The organism is Pseudomonas sp. MMS21 TM103, assembly GCF_022132145.1.
Lineage (GTDB): Bacteria > Pseudomonadota > Gammaproteobacteria > Pseudomonadales > Pseudomonadaceae > Aquipseudomonas.
The window spans coordinates 401712-426074 of the sequence record NZ_JAJISP010000002.1 but is presented as its reverse complement, the minus strand read 5'-3'; the positions used below and the strand labels follow the sequence as shown (position 1 = coordinate 426074).

General features: G+C 61.9%; 22 protein-coding genes. 15 read left to right on the top strand and 7 right to left on the bottom strand.

The window, feature by feature from the left end:
• Window positions 1-212: 212 nt before the first annotated feature.
• Window positions 213-2117 carry a molecular chaperone HtpG gene (gene htpG, locus LJY18_RS08995; protein ID WP_238041470.1) on the top strand — a complete coding sequence of 635 codons (1905 nt, stop codon included), beginning with the start codon at window positions 213-215 and terminating at the stop codon, window positions 2115-2117.
• Window positions 2118-2220: 103 nt separating this feature from the next.
• Window positions 2221-3006 (top strand): dienelactone hydrolase family protein, encoded by a 786-nt coding sequence (locus LJY18_RS08990; RefSeq protein WP_238041469.1) that lies wholly within the window; start codon window positions 2221-2223, stop codon window positions 3004-3006.
• A 45-nt stretch (window positions 3007-3051) separates the two neighbouring features.
• Here the strand turns inward: LJY18_RS08990 and LJY18_RS08985 are convergent, their stop codons facing one another.
• Window positions 3052-3930 carry a pirin family protein gene (locus LJY18_RS08985; RefSeq protein WP_238041468.1) on the bottom strand — a complete coding sequence of 293 codons (879 nt, stop codon included), beginning with the start codon at window positions 3928-3930 and terminating at the stop codon, window positions 3052-3054.
• A 209-nt stretch (window positions 3931-4139) separates the two neighbouring features.
• Here LJY18_RS08985 and LJY18_RS08980 point away from each other — a divergent pair, with 209 nt between their 5' ends.
• Both LJY18_RS08980 and LJY18_RS08975 read left to right on the top strand, forming a co-directional pair.
• Window positions 4140-5162 (top strand): amidohydrolase family protein, encoded by a 1023-nt coding sequence (locus LJY18_RS08980; protein WP_238041467.1) that lies wholly within the window; start codon window positions 4140-4142, stop codon window positions 5160-5162.
• A 64-nt stretch (window positions 5163-5226) separates the two neighbouring features.
• On the top strand, window positions 5227-5691 hold the full coding sequence (locus LJY18_RS08975) for a DUF3859 domain-containing protein (RefSeq protein ID WP_238041466.1): 465 nt from the start codon (window positions 5227-5229) through the stop codon (window positions 5689-5691).
• A gap of 15 nt (window positions 5692-5706) precedes the next feature.
• Here the strand turns inward: LJY18_RS08975 and LJY18_RS08970 are convergent, their stop codons facing one another.
• Entirely contained in the window at window positions 5707-6141 is a 435-nt protein-coding gene (locus LJY18_RS08970; RefSeq protein ID WP_238041465.1) for an OsmC family protein, read from the bottom strand.
• A gap of 174 nt (window positions 6142-6315) precedes the next feature.
• Here LJY18_RS08970 and LJY18_RS08965 point away from each other — a divergent pair, with 174 nt between their 5' ends.
• The 4 genes from LJY18_RS08965 (at window position 6316) to mddA (ending at window position 11153) form a co-directional block, all read left to right on the top strand.
• Window positions 6316-7044 carry a response regulator gene (locus tag LJY18_RS08965; RefSeq protein WP_238041464.1) on the top strand — a complete coding sequence of 243 codons (729 nt, stop codon included), beginning with the start codon at window positions 6316-6318 and terminating at the stop codon, window positions 7042-7044.
• Window positions 7045-7144: 100 nt separating this feature from the next.
• On the top strand, window positions 7145-9946 hold the full coding sequence (locus tag LJY18_RS08960; protein WP_238041463.1) for a PAS domain S-box protein: 2802 nt from the start codon (window positions 7145-7147) through the stop codon (window positions 9944-9946).
• Window positions 9947-10061: 115 nt separating this feature from the next.
• Window positions 10062-10337, top strand: a complete 276-nt coding sequence (locus tag LJY18_RS08955; RefSeq protein ID WP_238041462.1) for a DUF4242 domain-containing protein — start codon at window positions 10062-10064, stop codon at window positions 10335-10337.
• Between the two features lie 54 nt (window positions 10338-10391).
• Complete coding sequence (mddA, locus tag LJY18_RS08950) at window positions 10392-11153, top strand: methanethiol S-methyltransferase (protein WP_238041461.1); 762 nt, start codon at window positions 10392-10394, stop codon at window positions 11151-11153.
• Between the two features lie 88 nt (window positions 11154-11241).
• Here the strand turns inward: mddA and fabB are convergent, their stop codons facing one another.
• From fabB to LJY18_RS08925, 5 genes are all read right to left on the bottom strand, one after another.
• Window positions 11242-12462: a beta-ketoacyl-ACP synthase I gene (gene fabB, locus LJY18_RS08945; protein WP_238041460.1), complete on the bottom strand. Its 1221-nt coding sequence runs from the start codon at window positions 12460-12462 to the stop codon at window positions 11242-11244.
• A 12-nt stretch (window positions 12463-12474) separates the two neighbouring features.
• Complete coding sequence (gene fabA / locus LJY18_RS08940) at window positions 12475-12990, bottom strand: 3-hydroxyacyl-[acyl-carrier-protein] dehydratase FabA (protein ID WP_238041459.1); 516 nt, start codon at window positions 12988-12990, stop codon at window positions 12475-12477.
• Window positions 12991-13199: 209 nt separating this feature from the next.
• Window positions 13200-15128 (bottom strand): response regulator, encoded by a 1929-nt coding sequence (locus LJY18_RS08935; RefSeq protein WP_238041458.1) that lies wholly within the window; start codon window positions 15126-15128, stop codon window positions 13200-13202.
• A complete protein-coding gene (locus tag LJY18_RS08930) occupies window positions 15125-16018 on the bottom strand; it encodes an ABC transporter substrate-binding protein (protein WP_238041457.1) in 894 nt (297 codons plus the stop codon). Before LJY18_RS08930 ends, LJY18_RS08935 begins: the two co-directional genes overlap by 4 nt.
• Before the next feature lie 31 nt (window positions 16019-16049).
• Complete coding sequence (locus tag LJY18_RS08925) at window positions 16050-18125, bottom strand: TonB-dependent receptor plug domain-containing protein (RefSeq protein WP_238041856.1); 2076 nt, start codon at window positions 18123-18125, stop codon at window positions 16050-16052.
• Between the two features lie 233 nt (window positions 18126-18358).
• On the opposite strand from LJY18_RS08925, the gene LJY18_RS08920 reads away from it, so the two are divergent.
• The 7 genes from LJY18_RS08920 (at window position 18359) to LJY18_RS08890 (ending at window position 24337) form a co-directional block, all read left to right on the top strand.
• On the top strand, window positions 18359-19381 hold the full coding sequence (locus LJY18_RS08920; protein WP_238041456.1) for an NAD(P)H-dependent glycerol-3-phosphate dehydrogenase: 1023 nt from the start codon (window positions 18359-18361) through the stop codon (window positions 19379-19381).
• A 25-nt stretch (window positions 19382-19406) separates the two neighbouring features.
• Window positions 19407-19754: a DUF4389 domain-containing protein gene (locus LJY18_RS08915; RefSeq protein WP_238041455.1), complete on the top strand. Its 348-nt coding sequence runs from the start codon at window positions 19407-19409 to the stop codon at window positions 19752-19754.
• Between the two features lie 10 nt (window positions 19755-19764).
• Window positions 19765-20229 (top strand): phosphohistidine phosphatase SixA, encoded by a 465-nt coding sequence (gene sixA / locus LJY18_RS08910; protein ID WP_238041454.1) that lies wholly within the window; start codon window positions 19765-19767, stop codon window positions 20227-20229.
• A gap of 115 nt (window positions 20230-20344) precedes the next feature.
• Window positions 20345-22012 (top strand): AMP-binding protein, encoded by a 1668-nt coding sequence (locus tag LJY18_RS08905; RefSeq protein WP_238041453.1) that lies wholly within the window; start codon window positions 20345-20347, stop codon window positions 22010-22012.
• 112 nt (window positions 22013-22124) lie between these two features.
• Window positions 22125-22520 (top strand): hotdog fold thioesterase, encoded by a 396-nt coding sequence (locus LJY18_RS08900; protein WP_238041452.1) that lies wholly within the window; start codon window positions 22125-22127, stop codon window positions 22518-22520.
• 147 nt (window positions 22521-22667) lie between these two features.
• The gene (locus LJY18_RS08895; protein ID WP_238041451.1) at window positions 22668-23477 is read left to right on the top strand and encodes an alpha/beta fold hydrolase; all 810 of its coding nucleotides are present in this window, start codon (window positions 22668-22670) and stop codon (window positions 23475-23477) included.
• Window positions 23474-24337 carry an alpha/beta fold hydrolase gene (locus LJY18_RS08890; protein WP_238041450.1) on the top strand — a complete coding sequence of 288 codons (864 nt, stop codon included), beginning with the start codon at window positions 23474-23476 and terminating at the stop codon, window positions 24335-24337. Before LJY18_RS08895 ends, LJY18_RS08890 begins: the two co-directional genes overlap by 4 nt.
• Window positions 24338-24363: the final 26 nt, after the last annotated feature.

The window sequence follows — 24363 nt, the reverse complement described above, 5'->3', positions numbered from 1 at the left end:
CAGTCGTTGCTGACGGTGCGCTAAGCGAGTAATCCCCCGTTCGTGCGTAGCACGCCTTGCCGCGAACGCCGGCAGAGGGCCTTGGCACAGTGTTGGGGGATTTCCACAACCGCTGAGGCGCTTGGTCAACTACTTGAAATCCCACAGCTTGCCCCCATCTGCATGACATCCGCCGGATTTCGGCTTAGTCAACCATGTGGAGTTAAACGACCATGAGTGTGGAAACTCAAAAAGAAACCCTGGGCTTCCAGACCGAGGTGAAGCAGATGCTTCACCTGATGATCCATTCGATGTATTCGAATAAGGAAATCTTCCTCCGGGAGCTGATTTCCAATGCATCGGATGCGACTGATAAGCTGCGCTTCGAAGCGCTTGCCCATCCTGAGCTGTTGGAAGGCGGTGCCGAGCTGAAGATTCGCGTCAGCTTCGATAAGAAGGCTAATACCCTCACCCTCGAAGACAACGGCATCGGCATGAGCCGCGAGGAGGCGATTGCCCATCTTGGGACCATCGCCAAGTCGGGCACTTCCGACTTCTTGAAGAACCTTTCGGGTGATCAGAAGAAGGATTCCCACCTGATCGGTCAGTTCGGTGTGGGCTTCTATTCCGCGTTTATCGTCGCCGACAAGGTCGATGTGTTCAGCCGTCGTGCCGGCTTGACGGCAGCCGAAGGGGTACATTGGTCGTCGCAGGGTGAGGGTGATTTCGAGGTTGCGACCATCGAAAAGGCCGAGCGTGGCAGCCGTATCGTCCTGCACCTGAAGAAGGGCGAGGAAGAGTTCGCCGACGGCTGGCGTCTGCGCAACATCATCAAGAAATACTCCGATCATATCGCCCTGCCGATCGAGTTGCCGAAAGAGCACCAGGGTGAAGAGGCTGATAAACCGGCCGAGCCTGAGTGGGAAACCGTCAACCGCGCCAGTGCGCTGTGGACCCGTCCACGCAACGAGATCAAGGACGAGGAGTACCAGGAGTTCTACAAGCACGTCGCCCACGACTTCGACAATCCGCTGACCTGGAGCCACAACAAGGTCGAGGGCAAGCTGGAATACACTTCGTTGCTCTATGTGCCGGGCCGCGCGCCGTTCGACCTGTACCAGCGCGATGCCTCCAAGGGCCTCAAGCTGTATGTGCAGCGCGTGTTCATCATGGACCAGGCTGACGAGTTCCTGCCGCTTTACCTGCGCTTCATCAAGGGTGTTATCGACTCCAACGACCTGTCGCTGAACATTTCCCGCGAGATCCTGCAGAAGGATCCGGTCATCGATTCGATGAAGTCGGCGCTGACCAAGCGCGTGCTGGACATGCTGGAGAAACAGGCGAAGAACGATCCCGAGCAGTACCAGGCGTTCTGGAAGAACTTCGGCCAGGTGCTCAAGGAAGGTCCGGCGGAGGATTTCGCCAACAAGGAGAAGATCGCCGGTTTGCTGCGTTTCGCCTCCACCAGCAGCGAGGCGGGCGAGCAGAACGTGGCCCTGGCGGACTACATCGGCCGCATGAAGGAAGGCCAGGACAAGATCTACTACCTCTCTGGCGAATCCTACGCCCAGGTGAAGAACAGCCCGCACCTGGAAGTGTTCCGCAAGAAAGGCATCGAAGTGCTGCTGCTCACCGACCGCATCGATGAGTGGCTGATGAGCTACCTCACCGAGTTCGACGGTAAGCACTTCGTCGATGTCGCCCGTGGCGACCTGGATCTGGGTAAGCTGGACTCGGAAGAGGACAAGCAGGCACAGGAAGAAGTCGCCAAGGCTAAAGAAGGCTTGGTCGAGCGCTTGAAAGCCGCGCTGGGCGAGCAGGTCGCGGAGGTGCGGGTGTCGCACCGCCTGACCGATTCGCCAGCGATCCTGGCGATCGGCGAGCAGGACCTGGGTTTGCAGATGCGCCAGATTCTCGAAGCCAGTGGACAGAAAGTTCCGGAATCCAAGCCGATCTTCGAGTTCAATCCCAACCATCCGCTGATCGAGAAGCTGGATGCCGAACCCGACGAAGAGCGTTTCGCCGACCTCAGCCACATCCTCTTCGACCAGGCTGCGCTGGCGGCTGGTGACAGCCTGAAAGATCCGGCTGCTTACGTGCAGCGGCTCAACAAGCTGCTGGTCGAACTCTCGGCCTGACACCTGTAGCAATGAAAAAAGCCCGCATTAGCGGGCTTTTTTCTTGGCGGTGCGGCGGCAGGCGCTACTGTTTCAGGGTGACCCACTGAACAGGAGCAGCTCGATGAACAAATCACTCATGCTTGTGGCGCTGGCTGGCCTGGTCGGCCTCGCCGAGGCCGCAGTCGTGGTCAAGCCCGTGCCTTACCAGATCGACGGTGAACCCTTCGAGGGCCTGCTGATCTATGACGATGCGGTGACGACGCCTCGACCCGGCTTGATGATGGTGCCGGATTGGCTGGGGGTGACCGAGAACTCGGCGAAGCAGGCCGAGCTGATCGCCGCTGACAAGTACGTGGTGTTCATGGCCGATATGTACGGTAAGGCGGTGCGCCCGAGCAATGCCGAGGAAGCGGGAGCGGCAGCCGGTGCGCTACGCGGCGACAGGGCCTTGATGCGCAAGCGGGCCCAGGCTGCGGTCGAGATGCTCAAGGCGCAAGCGCCCCAGGTCGCCCTGGATGCCGGCAAGCTGGGCGCCATTGGTTTCTGTTTCGGCGGCGGCGCGGTGCTTGAGCTGGCCCGCTCGGGCGGCGACCTGCAAGGCTTCGTGTCCTTCCATGGCAATCTGGATACGCCGAACCCGGCCGATGCGCAGAACATCAAGGCGCCGGTGCTGGTGTTGCACGGTGCTGAGGATCCATCGGTACCGCCGAAGCAAGTCGAGGACTTCATCGCCGAGATGAAGGCGGCGAACACCGATTGGCAACTGATCAGTTATGGCGGCGCGGTGCATTCTTTCACCAACCCGCAGGCCAATGTACCGGGGCGCAACGACTATCATCCCCGGGTGGCGGCACGGGCCTACAAGGCGATGAACCAGTTGTTCGACGAGGTGTTCGCGGCGCAGTGACGAGCGCGCAAACAACGGGCCAAGGTCAAGGCCGCTGGCGCCTCGTTAGCGTGGCAGTTCGATGCGCGAGGTTTCTCCCGGCACCTTGGGCCAATCGTTGTTTTTCCAGCGCTCGCGGGCTTGCTCGATCAGCGCCGGGTCACTGGCAACGAAGTTCCAATCGATCCGTCGTGGTCCCAGGGATTGACCGCCGATCAGCACCAGGTGGCTTTCGCCACAAGCGCTGAGGGTGAAGGTTTCGCCCTCGGGCAGTATCGCCAGGCCACGCAGCGGCAGCGCTTGATCGTCAAGCTGGGCTTCTCCAGCGATCAGATACAGTGCCCGTTGCGGGTGTTCAGCGGGAATAACCAGGCTGGCACCGGCGACCAATTTAAGCTCGGCATACAGCGTTGGCGAGCCTACCGGTACGGGCGATTCCAGGCAGAAACCAGTACCGGCGATCAGGCAAATCTGCACACCCATGGCTTCGCTGCGCGGCAACGTGCTGGCTGGGTAATGGCTGTAGCTGGGTTCGCCTTGTTCGTCAGCTTCGGGCAGCGCCAACCAGATTTGCAGGCCATGCAGGCGCGAGCCGCTATCTTGCAACCTGGCCGGGGTGCGTTCGATATGTGCCACCGCGCGGCCGGCGGTCATCCAGCTGACTTCGCCAGGCTTGACCCGTTGATCCGAGCCGAGGCTGTCCTTGTGCTGCAATTGGCCTTCGAACAGGTAAGTGAGGGTCGACAGGCCGATATGCGGGTGCTGGTTGATGTTCAGGCCGGGTCCGGGCGGATAGGTCTTCTCGAGGATATGGTCGAAGAATACGAAGGGGCCGACACTGCGGCATTTGGCCGATGGCAGTAGGCGCAGGATCGGTTGCCCCGCGATGTCCTCCTGGCGCGGCCGGATCAGTAGCAGGCCGGTTGCATTGTGGTTAGCACTCATGGCAACTCCGGATACGGCATAGGGCTAGGCTGCCAGCCTAGCCCATGGCTGCGGTTGCAGACCAGCGCCGCCAGAGCGCAGCGACGGTGTGCAGGTTATCGTTGGCCTTGCATGTTCACCCTGGTGGCGTTGGTCACGCCAGGCTGCTGGCTGAACTTGCTGGGCATCTGCTGGGTCTACCCAGTCCATGCTGTCAGGAGGACACTGCTTTGCCACTTCTACGTTTGAGCCTGATTCTGTTCCTCGCTTTGGCCGCGAGCAGTGCGCATTCCCGCGATTATCGCTACAGCGATGCCCACTTGCATTACGTCGATTTTTTCCAGGAAAGCGCCGGCATGGACAAGCTGCTCAAACGCATGGACGAGGCCAAGGTCGAGCATGTGATGCTGTCGGGCATCCCGGTGGCGAAGAAATGGGACGAGAACGAACCAAAGCGTCCGCGCTACTACGCCGGCGATGACGCCAATGCCTATTGGTACAGCGCCACCGATGTGTTGATCGCGCATGCTTTCAAGCAGCTGCCCGCCGAACAGCGTAGGCGCTTTCACCCCTTCCTGTCCGGCTTCAATCCCACCGACATGAACGCCGATGCGCATATCCGCCGCATGCTCGAAATGGATCCGGGGTTGTGGCAGGGCATCGGCGAGGTGTTCACCCGGCACGACGACCTGACCGCGCTGATCCATGGGGATGCTCCTCGAGCCGACAACGAGGCGCTGGCGCGGGTCTATCACCTCGCCGCCGAGTACGATTTACCGGTGATGCTGCATTCCAACATCACCTCCCAGCGTGAGCGCAACCCGCTGTACCTGGCGGAAATGGAAGCGCCGCTGCGCAATCATCCGCACGTGCGCTTTATCTGGGCACATGCCGGCACCAGCCTGGAAGTACACCGGCATCAGGACAAGCTGGATTTCCTCCTGTCGACTCTCGATCGTATGCTCGAAGCCTACCCGAACCTTTATATCGATCTGTCCTGGAGCATGCTCAGGCCTTATTTGCTGGATGAGCAGGGCGCGCCCGACCCGGCTTGGCTGGAACTGGTCAGTCGCTATCCAGAGCGTTTCATGCTCGGCTCCGACGTGGTCGGCCGTTTCGATAGCGTGGGCGAACTCATGCAGGGCTTCGAACCGTTCCTCGATGCGTTGCCCGCCGAGGTGGCGCACAGGGTCGCGCGGGACAACTTCCTCGCCATACTGCCGCGCAAGGCAGGGGCGACGCCTGCCAAGTAGCAGCTGTCATTCGCCTGTCACAAGGGTGTCATAGGCTCGCGCCATCCCAAACAAGGAGCGCGACATGCAATACCCCCGTTTCAGTGCGCTGGCCGCACTCATGCTGATGACTGGACTGGTGCAGGCCGAGGTACGGGTCGAGGGGCCCGTGGAATACGGTATCTTCGCCAGCCAATATGATGACTTCAAACCGGGCGAGCGGCTGCTGACCCGGAGCAACCAGCCAATCGAACGCCGCGAGGTGATCCCGGCCAAGCTCGGCACCAAGTTCGGCATGCGTTACAGCCTGGCGGGAAAAACAGCCGGGGATGCGCCGCTGACCCTGCTCTATCTCACGCCTGGCATCACCACCCCGGATGGCAAGCATCACGACAAGTTCGTGGTGACACAGGCGCTGGTTCCGGGCGCACCCCAGGACCTCATGGCCTTCGAGTTCAGCGAACCCCATGAGGTCGTTGCGGGTGAGTGGCATTTCCTGGTGTTCCAGGATGACCGCAAGCTGGCCGAGCAGCGTTTTCAGGTGCGCTGAGCCTGATCAGGCAGGTCAGGCCAGTTGGCTGTGCAGTTGGGTACCGTTGAGCAGGTTGTCGGCCAGCGGGCAACGTCGTTCGATCTCTTCGAGAAAGGCCTGCTTTTCCTCGCGACTGAGGTCAGCGTCGATCTCTACCTTGACCCTCAGCGCCTGGAACCCTGGGCGCACGTCATCGCGCCGGCCAAGCAAACCGTCGGGGTCGTAGTCGGCTTCGATCTCGAAACGCATGCCGCGCAGCTCGATCTTCTGCTGATGGGCGATGTAGCGACCCAGGGTGCCGAAGCAGCCGGCCACAGCGGCCATCACCACATCCAGGGGCGTCGGCCCCAGTCCTTGGCCACCGGCGTGCTGGGGTTGGTCCATGACCAGGCGGTGCTCGCCGCATTGCACTTCGATGCTCATGCCCGCATTCATCTGTCCCTGGGCGCTGATGGTCTTTAGGGTCATGCCGCATTCCTCATGTAGTGGTCATCCGCCCTTAAGGCAGGCGTGTTTTGACTGGGTAACAGCATAGGGTGTGCTGGGACCTGGGCTTTGATCCTGGTCAATCAGTCGGGCGACATGAGCGCATGCGTCTTGAACGCAGCAGCGTCAGCGGCTGACCTGTCTATGCTGTAAGGAATGGCCTGTCGGCGAGGTGGTGGCATGGAGGAGGGCGTGCAGATCCTGGTGGTCGACGATGACGACGCTGTACGTCAACTACTGGAAGATTACCTCGGAGGGCACGGCTATCGGGTGGCGGGTTGCGCCGATAGTGTGCAGATGCGCGAGTCCCTGCAATCGGTGATTCCCGACCTGGTGCTGCTGGATGTCGGCCTGCCCGGCGAGGACGGCCTGAGCCTAGCGCGCTTTCTGCGCGAACACCACGACCTGCCGGTGATCATGATATCCGGCGCCGGCAGCCCGGTTGACCGCACCATCGGCCTGGAGGTGGGGGCCGACGATTACCTGGCCAAGCCCTTTGATCTTCGTGAACTGCTCGCGCGGGTCAAGAGTGTGTTGCGCCGCTATCGGCGAGCAGCGCGCAGTGAGCCCGATAAACCAGCCGCCGGCATTGCGTTGGGACGTTACCGCCTCGATCTGCAGCGCCGCCAACTGTGCGACGAGCAGGGACAGGAAGTCGTGCTGACGGCCATGGAATTCGACTTGTTGCAGGCCTTCGTGCAGCGCCCCAACCGGCCCCTGTCTCGCGATCAATTGCTCAATCTGACCCAGAACCGCGACTGGAATCCTTACGATCGGTCCATCGATATTCGCATCGCTCGTCTGCGCCGCAAGCTGGAGCACGACCCGGAAAAACCACAGATCATTCGTACTGTGCGCGGCGTTGGCTACATGCTGGTGCTCTGAGTCCGGCTTGTTTCAATTGTTTCAGCCTGGTTGCCGCCACGACTGGGCGGCGCTGCGCCTCCCTATACTCAGGATAAAGCGGTTATGGGGGAGACATGACATGACTCAGCCGACTCCGACACTGGTCAGCAGTGTCCTCGATCATCCGTTGCGGCAGATCGTCGACAACAGCAGTGCGGTGATCTACATCAAGGACCTGGAAGGCCGTTACTGCTTGGTCAATCCGGCATTTGAACGCTTCTTCAAAATGCAGGCCGAGCAGGTGCTGGGACGCAGCGACCATGAACTGTTTGCCAGCGAGGTGGCCGATCGACTGCGTGCCAATGATCTGAGCGTGATCAGCCTGCGCCATTCAGTGGAATTCGAGGAGCAGCTGCTGCTGCAGAATCGTTCCTGGACCTATCTGTCGAGCAAGTTCCCGCTGTTCGACGAGAGTGGACAGGTGATCGCCGTGTGCGGCATCTCCACCGATATCAGCGAGCGCAAGCGGGTCGAGGAGGCGCTGCGGCATGTCGCCCTGGGTGTGGCGGCGGCCAGCAGCGAAGAGGTGTTCGAGGCGCTGGTGCATTATCTGGCGCGGTCGCTGCATGCCGACTTCGCCTTCGTCAGTCGCATGAGTGACCCCAGTAGTCAGCAATTGAGCACCCTGGCGCTCTACTACGCCGGCAAGTTGCGCGGCAATGTCAGTTACCCGATTGCGGGTACCCCCTGTCAGGACGTATTCGGCAAAGCCTTTCACCTGGTCGAGTCTGAGTTGGGCAAGCGCTATGCCGCCGACGAAAGCCTGCGCGTATTCAAACTGGACAGCTATGCCGGTTACCCGTTGTTCGCCAGCGATGGTCGACCACTGGGTCTGATCGCCGTGGGGCACAGCGGGCCGCTGCCGGCGCGCAATCAGGTCGAGTCGATCCTGCGCATCTTCTCCGTACGGGCCGCCGCAGAGCTGCAGCGGCTGGATGCCGAGGCCAGCTACCGGGCGATCTTTGAGGCCTCGGAGGACGCTATCTTCGTTCATGACCTGGACAGCGGCGCCCTGGTGGATGTCAATCCACGCGCCTGCCAGGCCTATGGCTACAGCTACACGGAAATGTTGCAGCGCAATATTGACGTCTTCAGTGCCGGCTCTTCACCCTACACCGGCGAGGACGCCGCCAGCTGGCTGAGGCGGGCACGCAGCGAGGGGCCGCAGCGCTTCGAGTGGCGCAGGCGCAGCCGCGACGGCAGCCTGCACTGGGATGAGGTGTTCCTGAAGCGCGCGACCATCGGCGGGATCGACCGCATTCTCGCCTTCACCCGCGAAATAACCCAGCGCAAGGAAGCCGAAAGTGCCTTGCGCGCAAGTGAACAGCAGTACCGCACCATCGTCGGCAGTGCGCTGGACTGCATCATCGGCATGGACGCCCAGGGGCGTATTACCACCTTCAATCCCGCGGCCGAGCAGTGTTTTGGCTATCGCCGAGACGAAGTGCGGGGCCGGCCCCTGGCCGAGTTGCTCATTCCCGAACGCACCCGCGCCGCTCACCAGCAGGGGTTTCAGCATTACCTGGAAACCGGCGAAGGACCCTATCTGGGACGGCGGGTCGAGGTGCGGGCGCAGCGCGCCAGCGGCGAGGAGTTCCCTGCCGAACTGGCCATTTCCGTGGTGGAGAGCCCAGAGGGGCCCCACTTCATCGGTTTCGTACGCGATATCACCGAGCGCCAGGAGGCCGAGCAGCAGCGCGAGCGACTCGAACAGCAGTTGCGCCAGGCTCAGCGGATGGAGGCAATCGGCCATCTGACTGGCGGTATCGCCCATGACTTCAACAATTTGTTGACCAGCATGCTCGGCTACACGGTGATGGCCGAGGAGTTGGCCGAGCAACAGCAGGATGAGCGCCTGTGCCGCTACCTGGCGCGGGTGCAACAGTCGGCGGAAAAAGCCCGCGATCTGATCCAGCAAATGCTCACCTTCAGTCGCGGCAGCCGCGGCCAGCCGCAGCCGGTGCGACTGAGCAAGTTGATCGGCGATTTCCTGCAGCTGCTGCAGTCGACCTTGCCCGCCAGCGTGGAAATAGTGACAGAGCTGACCGCCGACCTGCCGCCGGTGCTGGTCGACCCGGTGCAGTTGGAGCAGGTATTGATGAACTTGTGCATCAATGCCCGCGATGCCATGGGGAGCGTCGGCCGCCTGCGTATCGACCTGCAGCGTTGCCGGGTACAGCAGGGCGTGTGCGCGTCCTGTCAGCAGTGCTTCGCTGGCGATTATCTGCGGCTGTCGGTGGAGGATTCCGGGCCAGGTATTGCCGAGGAGCTGCAGGGCCGAATCTTCGAGCCATTCTTCAGTACCAAGGCGCAGGGGCAAGGCAGCGGCATGGGGCTGTCCATGGCCCATGGCATCGTCCATGAATATGCCGGGCATATCCGCTTGCGCAGCGAGCTCGGCAAGGGCTCTCGCTTCGAGGTGCTGATTCCGTTGCTCGACGAAGACTTGAGCCAGATGCTGTCAGTCAAGCCTGCTGCGCTAGCTGAGGACGTCTTGCCCAGGCTGCGTGGGCGCGTGGCGGTGGTCGATGATGAGCCGCTGGTGGTCGAATTCATGGCCGAACGTCTGGCTGGCTGGGGCCTCGAAGTGCAGGTTTGGTGTGACGCCGAGCAGGCTTCAGTGGAGTTGTTGAGCACCCCCTATGCCTGGGATCTGGTGATCCTCGACCAGTGCATGCCACGCCTGACCGGCTTGCAGCTAGCCCGGCGCCTGCTGGCTGCCCGTGCCGATTGGCCGATCGCGCTCTATACCGGGTTCAGCGATGGCTTGAGTGAGACCGAGGTGCTGGCCCAGGGTGTCTGTGCACTGCTGCACAAGCCCCTCGACCAAGTTCGGCTGCATGATTGGTTAAGCGCAACGCTGGCCCACAAAACCGACTGAAACCAAACCCATACAAAGCATGCACGCCCAGTGGTTCTACTGATACAGGCGCAGTGCAACCTGACCTCAACTGCAGAACGGTCTGCAGCTTTGCAAAACGAGGCAGGACGTACCCATGAAACGCTATGTGATCGAACGCCATATCCCCCGTGCCGGGCAAATTAACCAGGCCGAACTGGCCGTTGCTGCTCGCCACTCTCATCAGGTTCTCAAAGGCTTGGGTGGCGATATCCAGTGGCTGCACTCCTATGTCACCGACGACAAGCTGTTCTGTATCTACCTGGCCGAGAGCCCGGAGTTGATCCGGCGCCATGCACAGATCAGTGGCTTTCCGGCGGATCGCATCACCGAGGTGTGCAACGTGCTGGATGCCGGTCACGCCGCCTGCTAATCCCTTGATTCAGCGACCAGCCGATCAGATCTGGTCTGCCATGAGGTTCCTACCATGAAACGCCTTGCGATCTTTTTCTACGGTGTGGCCAGCTATGCCGTGTTCTTTGCCACGTTTCTCTATGCCATCGCTTTTGTTGGCAACTTGCCGCTGGTGCCACAGCGGATAGACGGTGTGCCCGAGCTTGCTCTGGGCAATGCCCTGGTGATCGACGTGCTCTTACTGACGTTGTTCGCTGTACAGCACAGTGTGATGGCGAGGCCGGCCTTCAAGGCCTGGTGGACACGGATCATCCCCCAGGCAGCCGAACGCAGCACTTATGTCCTGCTTTCCAGCCTGGCCCTGATTGCCTTGTTCTACTTCTGGCAGCCGCTGGGTGGGGTCATCTGGCAGGTGGACAATCGCAGTGCTCGTTTGCTGCTGTCGGCCGGGTTTGCCTTCGGTTGGGCGCTGGTGCTGTACAGCACCTTCCTGATCAACCACTTCGACCTGTTCGGCTTGCGTCAGGTCTGGTTGCAACTGCTGGGCAAGCCTTACACCGCGCTGCCGTTCAAGACTCCGGCAGCGTACAAGGTGGTGCGTCATCCGCTGTATCTGGGCTGGTTCTTCGCCTTCTGGTGCACCCCGCAGATGACAGCCACGCACCTGCTGTTCGCACTGCTGACCAGTGCCTACATCCTGATCGGCATCTTCTTCGAAGAGCGCGATCTGCTGCGGGCTCATCCGGAGTACCAGGCCTATCGCCAGCGTGTGCCCATGTTGTTGCCGCGCTTCAGGGCCAAGACGGCAAGCGATGAAGTGAAGGAAGTGGCTTGAATGCCAGGCAAAACAAAGGGCGCCCCATGGGCGCCCTTTGTCGTGCGATCAACTGGTTCTGGTTGAACCAGCCGCTACAGGTGCCGCTTTACTTGCCGGTCCAGCGCTTCAGTACCAGGGTGGCGTTGGTGCCGCCGAAACCGAAGCTGTTGCTCATGACGGTGTCGATCTTGGCATTCTCGACGGTCTTGAGCTGGATCGGAAGGTCGGCGATCTCGGGATCGATTTCCTCGATGTTGGCCGAGCCGGCGATGAAGTTGCCTTCCATCATCAGCATGCAGTAGATCGCTTCCTGGACACCGGCAGCGCCCAGGGAGTGGCCCGTCAGGCTCTTAGTCGAGCTGATGGCCGGCGCCTTGGCACCGAACACTTCACGCACGGCGCGGCTTTCCGCGACGTCACCGACCGGAGTCGAGGTGCCATGGGTGTTCAGGTAGTCAATGGGCGTATCCACGGTGGCCAGCGCCTGCTGCATGCAGCGCACCGCACCTTCGCCGCTCGGGGCGACCATGTCGTAGCCGTCGGAAGTGGCGCCGTAGCCAACGATTTCCGCATAGATCTTGGCGCCGCGCTTGAGCGCATGCTCCAGTTCCTCGACCACGACCATGCCGCCGCCGCCGGCGATGACGAAACCGTCACGCTTGGCGTCGTAGGCGCGCGAGGCCTTGTCCGGGGTCTCGTTGTACTGGGTGGAGAGGGCGCCCATGGCGTCGAACAGGAAGCTCTGGCTCCAGTGCTCTTCTTCGCCGCCGCCGGCGAACACCATGTCCTGCTTGCCCATCTGGATCTGCTCCATCGCGTTGCCGATGCAATGGGCGCTGGTGGCGCAGGCCGAGGAGATGGAGTAGTTCACGCCCTTGATCTTGAACGGGGTGGCCAGGCAGGCGGAAACGGTGCTGCCCATGGTCCGCGGTACGCGGTAGGGGCCGACACGCTTGACGCCTTTCTCGCGCAGGATGTCCATGGCTTCCATCTGGTTGAAGGTCGAAGCACCACCGGAGCCGGCAATCAGGCCGACCCGCGGGTTGGATACTTGCTCGTCACTAAGGCCAGCATCGGCGATGGCCTGCTGCATGGACAGGTAGGCGAAGGCCGCCGCATCGCCCATGAAGCGGTAGACCTTGCGGTCGATCAGCTCTTCCAGATTCAGGTCAACAGAGCCGGAAACCTGGCTGCGCAGGCCCTTCTCGGCGTATTCAGGATTGAACCGAATGCCCGACTTGCCAGCGCGAAGGCTAGCGGAGACGGCTTCTTTGTCATTGCCCAGGCAGGAAACGATGCCCAGACCAGTAATCACGACGCGACGCATGGGGGGAATCCTTTAAAAACTGTCGGTAGAAGTAAACAGGCCGACGCGCAAGCCTTCGGCGCTGTAGATCTCGCGGCCATCGACGCTGACAGTACCATCTGCGATGGCCAGGATCAGCGAGCGGGTAATGGTGCGTTTGATCTGTATGTTATAGGTCACTGTCTTGGCCGTCGGTAGTATCTGACCGAAGAACTTTACTTCGCCCGAGCCGAGCGCACGGCCGCGGCCAGGGTTGCCTTGCCAACCGAGGAAGAAACCGACCAACTGCCACATGGCGTCGAGGCCAAGGCAGCCTGGCATCACCGGGTCACCTTCGAAGTGACAACCGAAGAACCACAGGTCCGGGGTGATATCGAGCTCTGCAACGATCTCGCCCTTGCCATACTTGCCGCCAGTGTCGCTGATGTGGGTGATGCGATCGATCATCAGCATGTTCGGGGCGGGCAATTGCGCATTACCTGGGCCGAACAGTTCGCCGCGGCTGCAGCGCAACAGGTCTTCCCGGGTGAAGGCGTTTTGTTTGGTCATGCGAGCTCCTCAATATTTCCCATGCGCCAAGGCTGGGTGAATCGTCCTGGGCGGTCACGCCACTTATTGTGCGTCTACCGGTAGCCTAGTCATAGACTGTTGCGTTGTGGTGAAAGTCACAGCGCGCTGAGTAACACGGTACTCCGACCCCGATATCTTGCCACAGCGGGGCGCATTGGTAAGCCTATGCAGGTCAAGCCTGCAATACTTTAGCTGTCTTGAACACTGGTCGAAGGTCGGGGTGGCAGCCAGCGTAGCAGTATCCGTTGCAGATCAGCGCGCTTGAAGGGTTTGGCCAGGTAATCATTCATGCCTGCGTCCAGGCAGGTCTCGCGATCGCCCTGCAAGGCATTGGCGGTGAGGGCGATGATCGGTATATCGGCCTGGCCCGTGAGGTGCCGAATTTGTCGGGTGGCCTCATAGCCATCCATGATCGGCAGGCGGCAATCCATCAGGATGGCGGCAAAGTGCTGGCGCGCCACGCTTTGTACCGCCTGGGCACCATCGCCGACCAGGCAGACCTGATACCCGAGGCTGCGCAGCATGGCCTCGATCACGGTCTGGTTGACTGGATTGTCCTCGACCAGGAGCACATCCTGACCTTGTCCCTGGTGCTCTTGTGCCGGGGCATTGGCGGTGATCTGGCGGAGCTGGCGGGAGAAGGGCAGGGGTATTTCCAGGGTGAAAACCGAGCCGCACTGCTCCTGGCTTTCGCCGCGCAGGGTGCCGCCCATGCGCTCGGCCAGGGTGCGGGCGATTGGCAAGCCCAAGCCGGTACCGCCGTAGCGCCGGGAAATCGAGGTGTCGGCCTGCTGGAAAGCGTCGAACATGTGTTCCAGGCGTTCGGCCGAGATGCCTATGCCACTGTCGTGCACTGCACAGGTGAGCCACAACACCTGATCATCCAGCGCTTGCCAGCGGGTTTGCACGCGGATACTGCCGGATTCGGTGAACTTCAGTGCATTACCGATCAGGTTGACCAGGATCTGCCGAATGCGCGTCGGGTCGCCTTGAACTTCAAGCGACTCCAGGCCGCCCTGAGTGTCCAGTTGCAGCTCCAGACCGCGTTGCTGGGCGCTGTGCTGGAACACCTGCACACAGGCCTGCACCAGTTCCAGCAGGTTGAAGGGGATGGATTCCAGTTCCAGTGCCCCGCGCTCAATGCGTGAGAAGTCGAGAATGTCGTTGATGACCTTGAGCAGGTGCTCGGTGGACTCGGCAGCCAGCGCCGCATATTCCACCTGTTCCTGGGTCATCTGGGTGGTTTCCAGCAGTTGCAGCATGCCCAGTACGCCATTCATCGGGGTGCGCAGTTCGTGGCTCATCATGGCCAGGAAGTCGGATTTGGCGCTGTTGGCACGCTCCGACTCTTCGCGTGCCTTGATCAGCAGCGCCATGGCTTGCTCCTGCTCGAGGCCGGCGCGATTCAGACCATTGGCCAGGTTGTTGATATGTCGGGCCAGGGCGCCCAGTTCGCCATCCTCGGGTTCGGGCAGGGCGGTGCGGAAGTCGCCGCCCTGGATTGCCGTGACTGCGTCGCCCATGGCGCTCAGGGGTTGTGACAAGCGGCGCGCCAGGCGGCGGGCGAGGATAAAGGTCAGGATCAGGGCGAGCAGCGCCAGCGCCGCGGCTTTGAGGAGAATTTCCTGTTGCCGGCTGTTGAAGGCGTCATTCGACATGCCGACCACAACACGACCAAGGTCGTGCTCGGTTGCTTGCCCCGCGTCACTAGTCGGTGTTTGCAGAAAGTCTCTGTCCAGCGCGATCCGCTGCAGGCGAATGGGCGCATGGAAGATTTCCACCTGTGTGTTGCCCTGGCCTTTGCTGCTGGGCTGTTCGACATACACCAGGATGTTGTCGGCGTGGTCACGCACTTCGAGAAAGCGCACGTGCGGGGTCTTCAGGGTCGCCTGCAACAGGGCGTCGAGCACCTCAAGGTTGCCGGAGATAACCCCATATTCAGTCGCCGGGGCCAGCTGACTGGCAATCAACTGGCCAGTGTGGTCGAGCTCTTGGCGCAGATCCTGTAGGCGCTCGAAGGTGAAAAAACCAGTCAACAGCAAAGTCATCAGCAGCGCCGGACCGACACTGATCAACTGAGTGCGGGTATGCAGGTCCCAGCCACGGCCCAGCTTCATAGGTTTTCTCCTTCAGCCACTTGCTGCGCCAGGCGCGCATCATCGGCCAGTTCTATGGCCAGTGCGCGCGCCACTTGGCGGTTGCCGAGTACTTTGAAATAGGCGGGGTAAGCGCTGCGCGGCCAGCTCTCGGGAGGCTGGTCGAGCAGTTGGTTGAGGCTGTTCAGCCAGTCTTGCCGGTCGCTGTAAATGCTCGCCAGGCTGCCGGCGCGCACGAAGCTGGAGTTGGGGCCGATCATGGCGCGCTGTTGGGCGTAGCTGGTGAGCAACAGGTTTTTTGCTGTGCGTGGATTGAACAGGTCCTCATCGTTCACTGCATATATCAGGTCACTGCGCTGCAGCAGGGCCAGCAGGGGGCGATTGTCACGGTTGTCCGGCCAGGCTTGGCCAACGATTTCCAGCCCCAGCGATGTGGCGGCGCGGCGCAGTTCGTCGAGCAGGAACTGGCTGTGCTCGTCGTAAAGCACGCCGATCCGTTGTGCCTGCGGCAACAGCAGGCGGGTCAGGCGTAATTGGCGGGCGGGAGCCGGGTCGCTCCAGAGCAGGCTGATATTTGCCGGACGGCGATCGCCGAGGCGTTCCTGGGCGTGCACCCGACTGATGCGCAGCATCAGGGTCGGTGGGCCGGCAGTGCTCAGGCGCCAGTCGAGGGCGGGCAGGTCAAGCAGAATCAGGCGGGTATCGGCAGGGATTTGTTTGGGGCTCGGCAGTTGTGCCAGCGGCATGAACCGCACCCGATCCAGCGGCCGCAGCTCGGCCAGGGCGGCGCTGAATGCGTGTATGGCTGGGTTGTCTTCGGCGCCGCTGAGAATGATCTCGGCAGCACGCAACGGCAAGCTGCACGAGAGGCAGCAGAATAGGAGCCAGTAGCGTGTCCATGAATAGTGCATGGGGCTCATCCGTGAGGCGGTGTAATCCATCCTAGAAGTCTAGCTCCGCACTGAAATACAGCAGGTGTCGTTGGTCGTGGCGGTTTTCTTGCCAGGTCAGAGCCTCATCGTCGAGGCGCTGCTGCAAGACTCCGGCCAGTTCCAGGGCGGTATTGCCGATGACCATATGCTTGGCCACGCGCAGGTCCAATCGTTGGAAATGGAATTGATTGAGCTGGTCGGCGCCGTAATAGAACAGCGCGCTCGACCAGCCCTGACCCCAGTCGCGCAGCCAGCCGGCGGATCCGCTGTGGCGCGCGGTGAGGCGCCGATCGAGGCGGCTGCTGGCGCTGAAGTCGACGTAGGCGTAGCTCAGGCGCAGACGGTCGGCATGGCTGAGTTGCCAGTCGATCTGGGTCTCGGCACCGCTGAAGCGCATGCGGTTGGCGTTGCTCGGGAAAAACCTGTCGTTGCGCAGCGGCTCGCTGATCATGCCGTGGATTTCGTCGTAGAACAGCTTGATATCCAGGCTGATGCCCGCATCGGCAAATGAGCCGTTGTAGCCCAGTTCACGCGAACGCATGATTTCCTGGTCGAGGTTGCCGGGGCCACGGGAACGGGCGAAATAGGTCGCGCTGCTCTGGCCGAAGGCCTGCGGCTGCAGGTTGCGCACTCGGTAGCGCCAGTCGACGTTGTTCTCGTACATGTCTGGCGAGCGCACGGCTTCGGAGTACACCGCGCGCAGGCCGTGGCGCGGAGTGATCAGGTAATTGACGGCGATGCGCGGGGTCAGCGAGCTGCCGGACAGCTGGTCGTCTTCCAGCATGGCGCCACCCTGCACCAGCCAGTGGGCGCCGAGTTGCCACTCCAGGTGGCCGAACAGGCGCCAGATGTGGTTGCTCAATGCGCCGTTGAAATAGGTCTCGGAGTCCGCCTGGTCGTAGCGATAGCCCAGGCCGCTGAGCAGGCGCAAGTCGTCGGAAAGGCTCAGGGTGTCTTGCAGTTCGAAATCGTAGCGGGTCTCGCGCATGCTCTGGTTGACGTCGCCGCAGACGGGGGCCGCGGCACCGCCGAGCAATTGCGCGCGCACGGCGGTGGCCAGTGCCTGTTCCTGGGCCGTACCGGGAGGCACCGCGCCGAGCGGGTTCTCGCCGAACTTGACCACATAGAAGGGGTTGAGATCCCACAACTCGCCGAGGGCCGGGCTGAAGGCGACTTCCGCCTCGCAGGCGCGCCAGACCTGCTTGCGTTGCCAGTGCTGTGCCGAACTTTGCAGATGGAGGCTGTGCTCGGGGCTCAAGTCGAGGGTCCAGCGCAGTGAGCCGGCGTAGTCGCGGGCCTTTACGTCCGACCCCTTGTCGCCAGGCGCGATTGCGTCGAACACCGGGGTATAGCCATAGGGCCGCTGGTTGCTGCCTTCCTTGGCCGCCAGTTGCCAGTCGAGGCTGTGACGGCTGTCGAGTTGCTGGCTGGCGGACAGGCTGAAGCGGTTGAGCCGACGGCTGTCGCGGTAATCGCGGCCGAACTGGTCGTGATCGAAGCCGTCATCTTGCAGGCCTGACAGTGACAGGCGCAGTGCGCCGTCCTGCCAGGCATTGCCGTGGCTGGCATACCAGTCATGGATGCCGCGCTGGCCCTGGGTGGTTTTCAGGCGAGTGCCGCGGCTGTTGAGGGGGTGGCGGGTGAGGATATTGATCACCCCCATCAGGGCGTTGGCGCCATAGCTGACGGTGTTCGGTCCGCGAAACACCTCGATTTGCTCGATGTCTTCGATGGCCACGGGGATATCCGTCCAGTCCACGCTAGCCAGGCCGGGACGATAGACCGAGCGACCATCAATAAGCACCTGTAGGCGGCGTGCCTCGGTGACATTGCTGCCATGGTAGTTGGCGGTAGCCTGGTTGCCGTTGCGGTAGCCGACCATCATGCCTGGTACCAGGCGCAGCAGTTCCGGGATATCACGGGCGCCGCTGGCTGTGATCAAGGCGCTGTCGAGTACCGTGACGCTGCCGGGAACTGCCGCCGGCGACTGCTTCAGGCGCGTGGCAGTGAGTACCTCAGGCATGGCGTAGTCGCTGTCGAACAGGTCATTGCCCAACACTTCGCCAGTGGCCAACAATGCCAGCATGGACAGGTGGAGTGAGGCTCGGATGTTGATTGCCACGCAACGGCCTTGTTCGTGGTTAGGGGGTGGCATATTAACCGAGCCACGCGGCTTTTTCAGTCGACCTGCACACGCGGGAGCGCATTTCTGCCAGTCCGCGCAAGGCTTGGGCTCCAGCTAAAAGCTGGCCGCAGCCCTGTCGGCCCGTATAATGCAATCCAGATTGCCATTGCGCACGGCCCAAAACGGATACCTTTATGACTGAGCAGCAACCCATAGCCGTACTCGGCGGCGGCAGCTTCGGCACTGCAATTGCGAACCTGCTGGCGGAGAATGGTCAGCATGTGTTGCATTGGATGCGTGACCCGGAGCAAGTCGAGGCCATCCTCGCTACGCGCGAAAATCCGCGTTATCTCAAGGGGATTAAAATTCACTCGGGTGTGGTCCCCCTCTCTGACCTTGCCGCGACCCTGGATGCCTGCCAGCTGGTCTTTGTCGCCTTGCCCTCCAGCGTCCTGCGTCAGGTGCTGCAGCCGGTAGCTGAGCAGCTCGATGGCAAGCTGCTGGTCAGCACCATCAAGGGCATCGAAGCGCATAGCTTCAAGCTGATGAGCCAGATCCTCGAAGAGATCGCCCCGCGGGCACGCATCGGCGTACTGTCCGGTCCGAACCTGGCCAGGGAGGTCGCCGAACATGCGCTGACTGCCACGGTGATCGCCAGTGAGGATGAAGAGCTGTGCCTGCGCGTTCAGGAGGCTCTGCATGGCCGTACCTTCCGCGTCTATGCCAGTGGCGACCGCTTTGGCGTGGAGCTGGGCGGCGCACTGAAGAACGTCTACGCAATCATGGCCGGAATGGCCTCGGCCATGGGCATGGGCGAGAACACCCGGAGCATGCTGATCACTCGTGCTTTGGCGGAGATGACCCGCTTTGCCGTGCAACTGGGTGCCAACCCCATGACCTTCCTCGGTCTGGCTGGGGTCGGCGATTTGATCGTCACCTGTTCGTCGGAGAAAAGCCGTAACTATCAGGTCGGCTTCGCCTTGGGCGAGGGCCTGAGCCTCGAGGATGCGGTGGAACGATTGGGCGAGGTGGCCGAAGGCGTCAACACCATCAAGGTGCTCAAGGACAAGGCCGAGGAATTGCAGATATACATGCCACTGGTTGCAGGTTTGCATGCCATTGTGTTCGAGGGGCGCACGCTGGATCAGGTGATCGGAGAGTTGATGCTTGCCGAGCCCAAGACCGATGTCGATTTTATTCCCACCACGGGTTTCTGACCCGCGACTGCACAAGGAGATTTTCATGAGCGAAGAGCCTAAAGAGCTGGAACGCGAGTCCATTCTGCTGCGGATTCTCTGGATGGCAGTGTTCGTCATCGTCTGGCAACTGGCCGAGCTGGTGCTCGGGGGCGTGGTCTTGCTGCAGTTGGGCTACCGGCTGTTTTATGGTGCGCCAAGCGCCAGCCTGCTCGGATTTGGTGACAGCCTGAGCCAGTACCTGGCACAGATCGGCCGCTTCGGTACCTTCAATAGCGAAGAAAAGCCCTGGCCATTCGCCGACTGGCCGACCCCGCAGCTCCCGCAAGGTCAGGCGCCGCATAGCGTGCCACCCGCGCCACACCCGGTGCGTGACGAAGAACCGAAGCTGTGAGGCTTGGCCAATGAGGCTGTGGTTATTGCGCCATGGCGAGGCCGAAGTACAGGCGCGCAGCGATGCCGAGCGCGCCTTGACGGCGCATGGTTGCCAGGAGGTGCGCCAGGCGACGGTGCAGCTGGAGGGGCGTGCGCTCGGCGCGATCCTGGCCAGTCCCTATGTCCGTGCGCAACAAACCGCCGCGCTGGTCCGCGACGCCCTGGGTTACACCGGCGCTATCCACACCGTGCCCTGGCTGACGCCGGATAGCGACCCGCGCGAAGTCCTTCGCCAGCTCGATCGCTACGACGATGGCGAGTTGCTGCTGGTGAGCCACCAGCCACTGGTCGGCACCCTGGCCGGGCTGTTGATCCACGGTCACAGGCAGCAGCCGCTGCCCATGCACACCGCCAGCTTGGCCGAGCTGGAAGGCGACGTTCTGGCTGCCGGCCTGATGGATTTGCTCGCGTTGGTGCACCCGCAACACGGCTGAAATTGGACTACACAGCGAAACACTTCTTCACTTGCCGCTTGCCTTTGTGCGTGGATATAGTCAAACCAAGCAATTGCTTGGTTTGCTCCACAAAAACAACAAAGGAGGAAGGCCTGTGGCCGATGCAATCCGTTTGCCGCTGGACATGTTTTACCAGCGTGAAGCCCGACACCCGAATAAGCGCTACATGGTTCAGCCGTTGCCAGGTGGTCAGCTTGAGGAATTGAGTTGGGCCGATGTCGGCGAGCAGGCACGGCGTAGCGCCAACTGGCTGCGCAGCCGGGAGCTGCCGCAAGGCAGCCGTATCGCGATCATTTCCAAGAACTGTGCGCACTGGATCATCGCCGACCTGGCGATCTGGATGGCCGGACACGTCTCGGTGCCGCTGTACCCCAACCTGACCGCCGACTCGGTGCGTCAGGTGCTCAACCATTCCGAGGCGGTGCTGGTGTTCGTCGGCAAGCTGGACGACTGGCCGGATATGGCGGCGGGGGTGCCTGATGAGCTGCCAACCATCGGCTTGCCGTTGCGCCCCACGGGGCCGTTCAGTTACCTGTGGGATGAGCTGCAAGCCTGCGCGCCGATTCAGGACAATCCCACGCCTTCAGCCAATCAACTGGCCACCCTCATTTATACCTCCGGCACCACAGGCACGCCGAAAGGGGTAATGCACAATTTCAGCAACCTGGGTTTTGCCGCCAGCCATGCCACCGAGTTGTTCGGGGTCGGTGAAGACGATCGGGTCCTCTCCTACCTGCCGCTGTGTCATGTGGCTGAGCGCATGTTCGTCGAGATGGCGTCGATCTACTCTGGGCAGACGGTATTCTTCGCCGAGAGCCTGGAGACCTTCCTCGAAGATCTCAAGCGGGCCCGGCCGACGGTAATCTTCGGCGTGCCGCGGATCTGGACCAAGTTCCAGATGGGGGTGTACAGCAAGATGCCGGCTGCAAGACTCGACTTCCTGCTCAAGTTGCCCCTGCTCGGTCGTGTGGTCGGCAACAAGGTGCTTGCCGGTCTTGGCCTGGATTCGGTGCGTTATGCCTTGTCTGGCGCCGCGCCTGTGCCTGAGACCTTGCTCAACTGGTACAAGCGCCTGGGTCTGGAAGTACTCGAGGTCTATGGCATGACCGAGAACTGCGGCTACTCGCATGTCGGCCGGCCGGGCAAATTCAAGTCTGGCTGGATTGGCCAGAACAGCCCCGGTGTGGAGGTGCGTATCGCCGAGGATGGCGAGGTGCAGGTGCGCAGTGGTGCGACCATGCAGGGTTATTACAAGGATCCGCAGAAAACCGCGGAAACCGTCACCGCCGACGGCTTCCTGCGCACCGGCGACAAGGGGGAGCAGGATAGCGAGGGCAACCTGCGCCTGACCGGACGGATCAAGGAAATCTTCAAGACCAGCAAGGGCAAGTATGTCGCCCCGGCGCCGATCGAAAACCGTCTGGCCGTGCATTCGCGTATCGAGCAAGTGTGTGTGGTCGGTGATGGTATGGCTCAGCCCATGGCGCTCTGTGTGCTTTCCGATGTCGGCCGTCTGGAGGTCGCCAATGGCAGCCGTGGCGATTTGGAGCGCAGCCTCAAGGCCCTGCTTGAGCAGGTCAATCTGGATCTCGACAAGCACGAGCGCTTGCAGCGTCTGGTATTGGTCAAGGACGTCTGGGCAGTGGACAACGGCTTCCTCACGCCGACCCTGAAGATCAAGCGCGCGGTGGTCGAAGGCGCTTACGGGCCGCGCTTCGCCGACTGGGTCGAGCGCCACGAAACGGTGCTATGGCACGAGTGACGGCTTCGGTCCGGGAAGTTCCCGGACCGAACCGCTTTCCTTAAACCGCAAAAAAGGATTTCCCATGAGCCTGTGGCGGTAAACCCCGGATGTCGAACAGCTCAACGCGACCTTGCACAAGACCATCGGCGAACAGTTGGACATTCGCTTCGAGTTTTTCGACGACTCCCTCAGCGCCAGCATGGCGGTCGATGCCCGCACTCATCAGCCCTATGGCCTGCTGCACGGTGGCGCCTCTGTGGTGTTGGCGCAAACTCTCGGTTCCATGGCAAGCCACCTGTGTATCGACAGCAGTCAGTTCTACTGCGTCGGCCTGGAGGTGAATGCCAACCACCTGCGCGGCTTGCGCAGCGGGAGGGTCACGGCAGTGGCGCGCGCGATACATCTGGGGCGCACCACCCATGTCTGGGACATTCGCCTGAGCGGCGAGGACGACAAAATCAGCTGCATCTCCCGGCTGACCATGGCCATCGTGCCGTTGGGCAAGAACGGCCCGGCGCTCCGTTGAATCGGGTCGCAACCGGCCCGCGTCGACTTGCTGGCGGGCCTCCCCTTGCGTTTGGCCATAGTGCCGTCATTCACTGGCCGGTTCGTCATTGCCGTGTCGGCGTGGCTGCCGGACAATCCCCAGATCATTTCGCCTAAGCCTGCCACCATGACTCAGCCCGTGTTCTTCGCCCATGCCAATGGTTTTCCCTCGGCCACCTACGGAAAGCTGTTCGCCGCCCTGGCCCCGGATTACCAAATGCTGCATCTGCCGCAACACGGCCACGATCCGCGCTTCCCGGTGAATGACAACTGGAGCAACCTGGTCGACGAGCTGCTGCATCATCTCGAGCAGCACGGCGAGCCCGTGTGGGGCGTCGGCCACTCGCTCGGCGGTGTGCTGCATTACCACGCGGCCTTGCTCAGGCCTGAGCTGTACCGCGGGGTGGTGATGCTCGATTCGCCTGTGCTGACCCTGGCCGACCGCATCGTTATTCGTGCGGCCAAGCGCTTCGGCTTTATCGATCGCATCACCCCGGCTGGACGCACCCTGGGGCGGCGCGAAGAGTTCGCCGACCTGATCGAGGCCCGCAGCTACTTCGCCGCCAAGAGCCTGTTTCGCCGTTTCGATCCGGAATGCCTGGAGGCCTATCTGCTACATGGCCTGCACGGCAAAGAGTCGGGCCTGCGCCTGCGTTTCGACCCGGCCACGGAAATCAGTATCTACCGCAGCGTGCCGCACACGAGTCCAGGGCGCCCGCAGCAGCTGCAAGTGCCGCTGGCCATGATCCGGGGTCGGCACAGCCGTGTGGTGCTACCGCATCATGCGCACTTGATTCGACGCATGGCCAGGGGTGAGTACCTGACCTTGCCGGGCGGACACATGTTCCCCCTGGAGCGGCCGCAGGACACGGCCGAGCTGTTGCGGTCACTGTTCCAGCGCTGGTCCGGTCAACCCCCTGTTGAGGTATCCGCATGAAGCTGCCGTTCGAGGAAGTACGCCTGAGCCTGCCGCATATCGAGCTGGCGGCCCATCTGTATGGCCCGGCGGATGGCCTGCCGGTGATCGCCTTGCACGGCTGGCTGGACAATGCCGCGAGTTTCGCCCGGCTGGCGCCCAAGTTGCCGGGGCTGCGCATCGTCGCCCTGGATTTCGCCGGTCATGGCCATTCCGATCACCGTCCGCCGGGGGCCAGCTATAGCATCTGGGACAATGTGCACGATGTCTTGCAGGTGGCCGAGCAGTTCGGCTGGCAGAGGTTTTCCCTGCTCGGTCATTCGATGGGCGCCATCGTCTCGGTCTTGCTGGCAGGTGCACTGCCCGAGCGAGTCGAACGCCTGGCGCTGATCGACGGTTTGATTCCCTACACTGGCGAGGCCGACACGGCGCCGCAGAAACTGGCCGAGGCGCTCAAGGCGCAGATGGCCCTGGCCGGCAAGCGCAAGCCGGTCTACGCCGAGTTTGAACGTGCGGTTCAGGCGCGCATGCGCGGAACCGCAGCGGTCAGCCGCGAAGCCGCCGAGTTGCTGGCCCAGCGCGGGCTGATGCCGGTGCCGGGTGGTTATACCTGGCGCACCGACAGCCGTCTGACCCTGCCATCGCCACTGCGCCTGACCCATGCCCATGCCATGGCTTTTGTCCGGCACCTGCAATGCCCGGTCAGCCTGCTGCTGGCCGAGCAGGGCATGTTCGTGGCGCAGCCGCAGTTCGCCGAGCTGGTGAGCGGCTTGCCGATCGACCTGACCCGCCTGCCCGGCGGGCATCATCTGCATCTGGATGACGAAGCTGGCGCGCAACTCGTCGCAGACTGTTTCAATCCTTTCTTACACTCGTCTTGACTTGCCAAAGGCAACTGGGGAAGGTG

Excerpts from the sequence above, each read along its gene's own strand:
- htpG (WP_238041470.1), top strand. The coding sequence starts at position 213 with ATGAGTGTGGAAACTCAAAAAGAAACCCTGGGCTTCCAGACCGAGGTG.
- LJY18_RS08990 (WP_238041469.1), top strand. The coding sequence starts at position 2,221 with ATGAACAAATCACTCATGCTTGTGGCGCTGGCTGGCCTGGTCGGCCTC.
- LJY18_RS08985 (WP_238041468.1), bottom strand. The coding sequence starts at position 3,930 with ATGAGTGCTAACCACAATGCAACCGGCCTGCTACTGATCCGGCCGCGC.
- LJY18_RS08975 (WP_238041466.1), top strand. The coding sequence starts at position 5,227 with ATGCAATACCCCCGTTTCAGTGCGCTGGCCGCACTCATGCTGATGACT.
- LJY18_RS08970 (WP_238041465.1), bottom strand. The coding sequence starts at position 6,141 with ATGACCCTAAAGACCATCAGCGCCCAGGGACAGATGAATGCGGGCATG.
- LJY18_RS08965 (WP_238041464.1), top strand. The coding sequence starts at position 6,316 with ATGGCCTGTCGGCGAGGTGGTGGCATGGAGGAGGGCGTGCAGATCCTG.
- LJY18_RS08960 (WP_238041463.1), top strand. The coding sequence starts at position 7,145 with ATGACTCAGCCGACTCCGACACTGGTCAGCAGTGTCCTCGATCATCCG.
- LJY18_RS08955 (WP_238041462.1), top strand. The coding sequence starts at position 10,062 with ATGAAACGCTATGTGATCGAACGCCATATCCCCCGTGCCGGGCAAATT.
- mddA (WP_238041461.1), top strand. The coding sequence starts at position 10,392 with ATGAAACGCCTTGCGATCTTTTTCTACGGTGTGGCCAGCTATGCCGTG.
- fabB (WP_238041460.1), bottom strand. The coding sequence starts at position 12,462 with ATGCGTCGCGTCGTGATTACTGGTCTGGGCATCGTTTCCTGCCTGGGC.
- fabA (WP_238041459.1), bottom strand. The coding sequence starts at position 12,990 with ATGACCAAACAAAACGCCTTCACCCGGGAAGACCTGTTGCGCTGCAGC.
- LJY18_RS08935 (WP_238041458.1), bottom strand. The coding sequence starts at position 15,128 with ATGAAGCTGGGCCGTGGCTGGGACCTGCATACCCGCACTCAGTTGATC.
- LJY18_RS08930 (WP_238041457.1), bottom strand. The coding sequence starts at position 16,018 with ATGCACTATTCATGGACACGCTACTGGCTCCTATTCTGCTGCCTCTCG.
- LJY18_RS08925 (WP_238041856.1), bottom strand. The coding sequence starts at position 18,125 with ATGCTGGCATTGTTGGCCACTGGCGAAGTGTTGGGCAATGACCTGTTC.
- LJY18_RS08920 (WP_238041456.1), top strand. The coding sequence starts at position 18,359 with ATGACTGAGCAGCAACCCATAGCCGTACTCGGCGGCGGCAGCTTCGGC.
- LJY18_RS08915 (WP_238041455.1), top strand. The coding sequence starts at position 19,407 with ATGAGCGAAGAGCCTAAAGAGCTGGAACGCGAGTCCATTCTGCTGCGG.
- sixA (WP_238041454.1), top strand. The coding sequence starts at position 19,765 with ATGAGGCTGTGGTTATTGCGCCATGGCGAGGCCGAAGTACAGGCGCGC.
- LJY18_RS08895 (WP_238041451.1), top strand. The coding sequence starts at position 22,668 with ATGACTCAGCCCGTGTTCTTCGCCCATGCCAATGGTTTTCCCTCGGCC.
- LJY18_RS08890 (WP_238041450.1), top strand. The coding sequence starts at position 23,474 with ATGAAGCTGCCGTTCGAGGAAGTACGCCTGAGCCTGCCGCATATCGAG.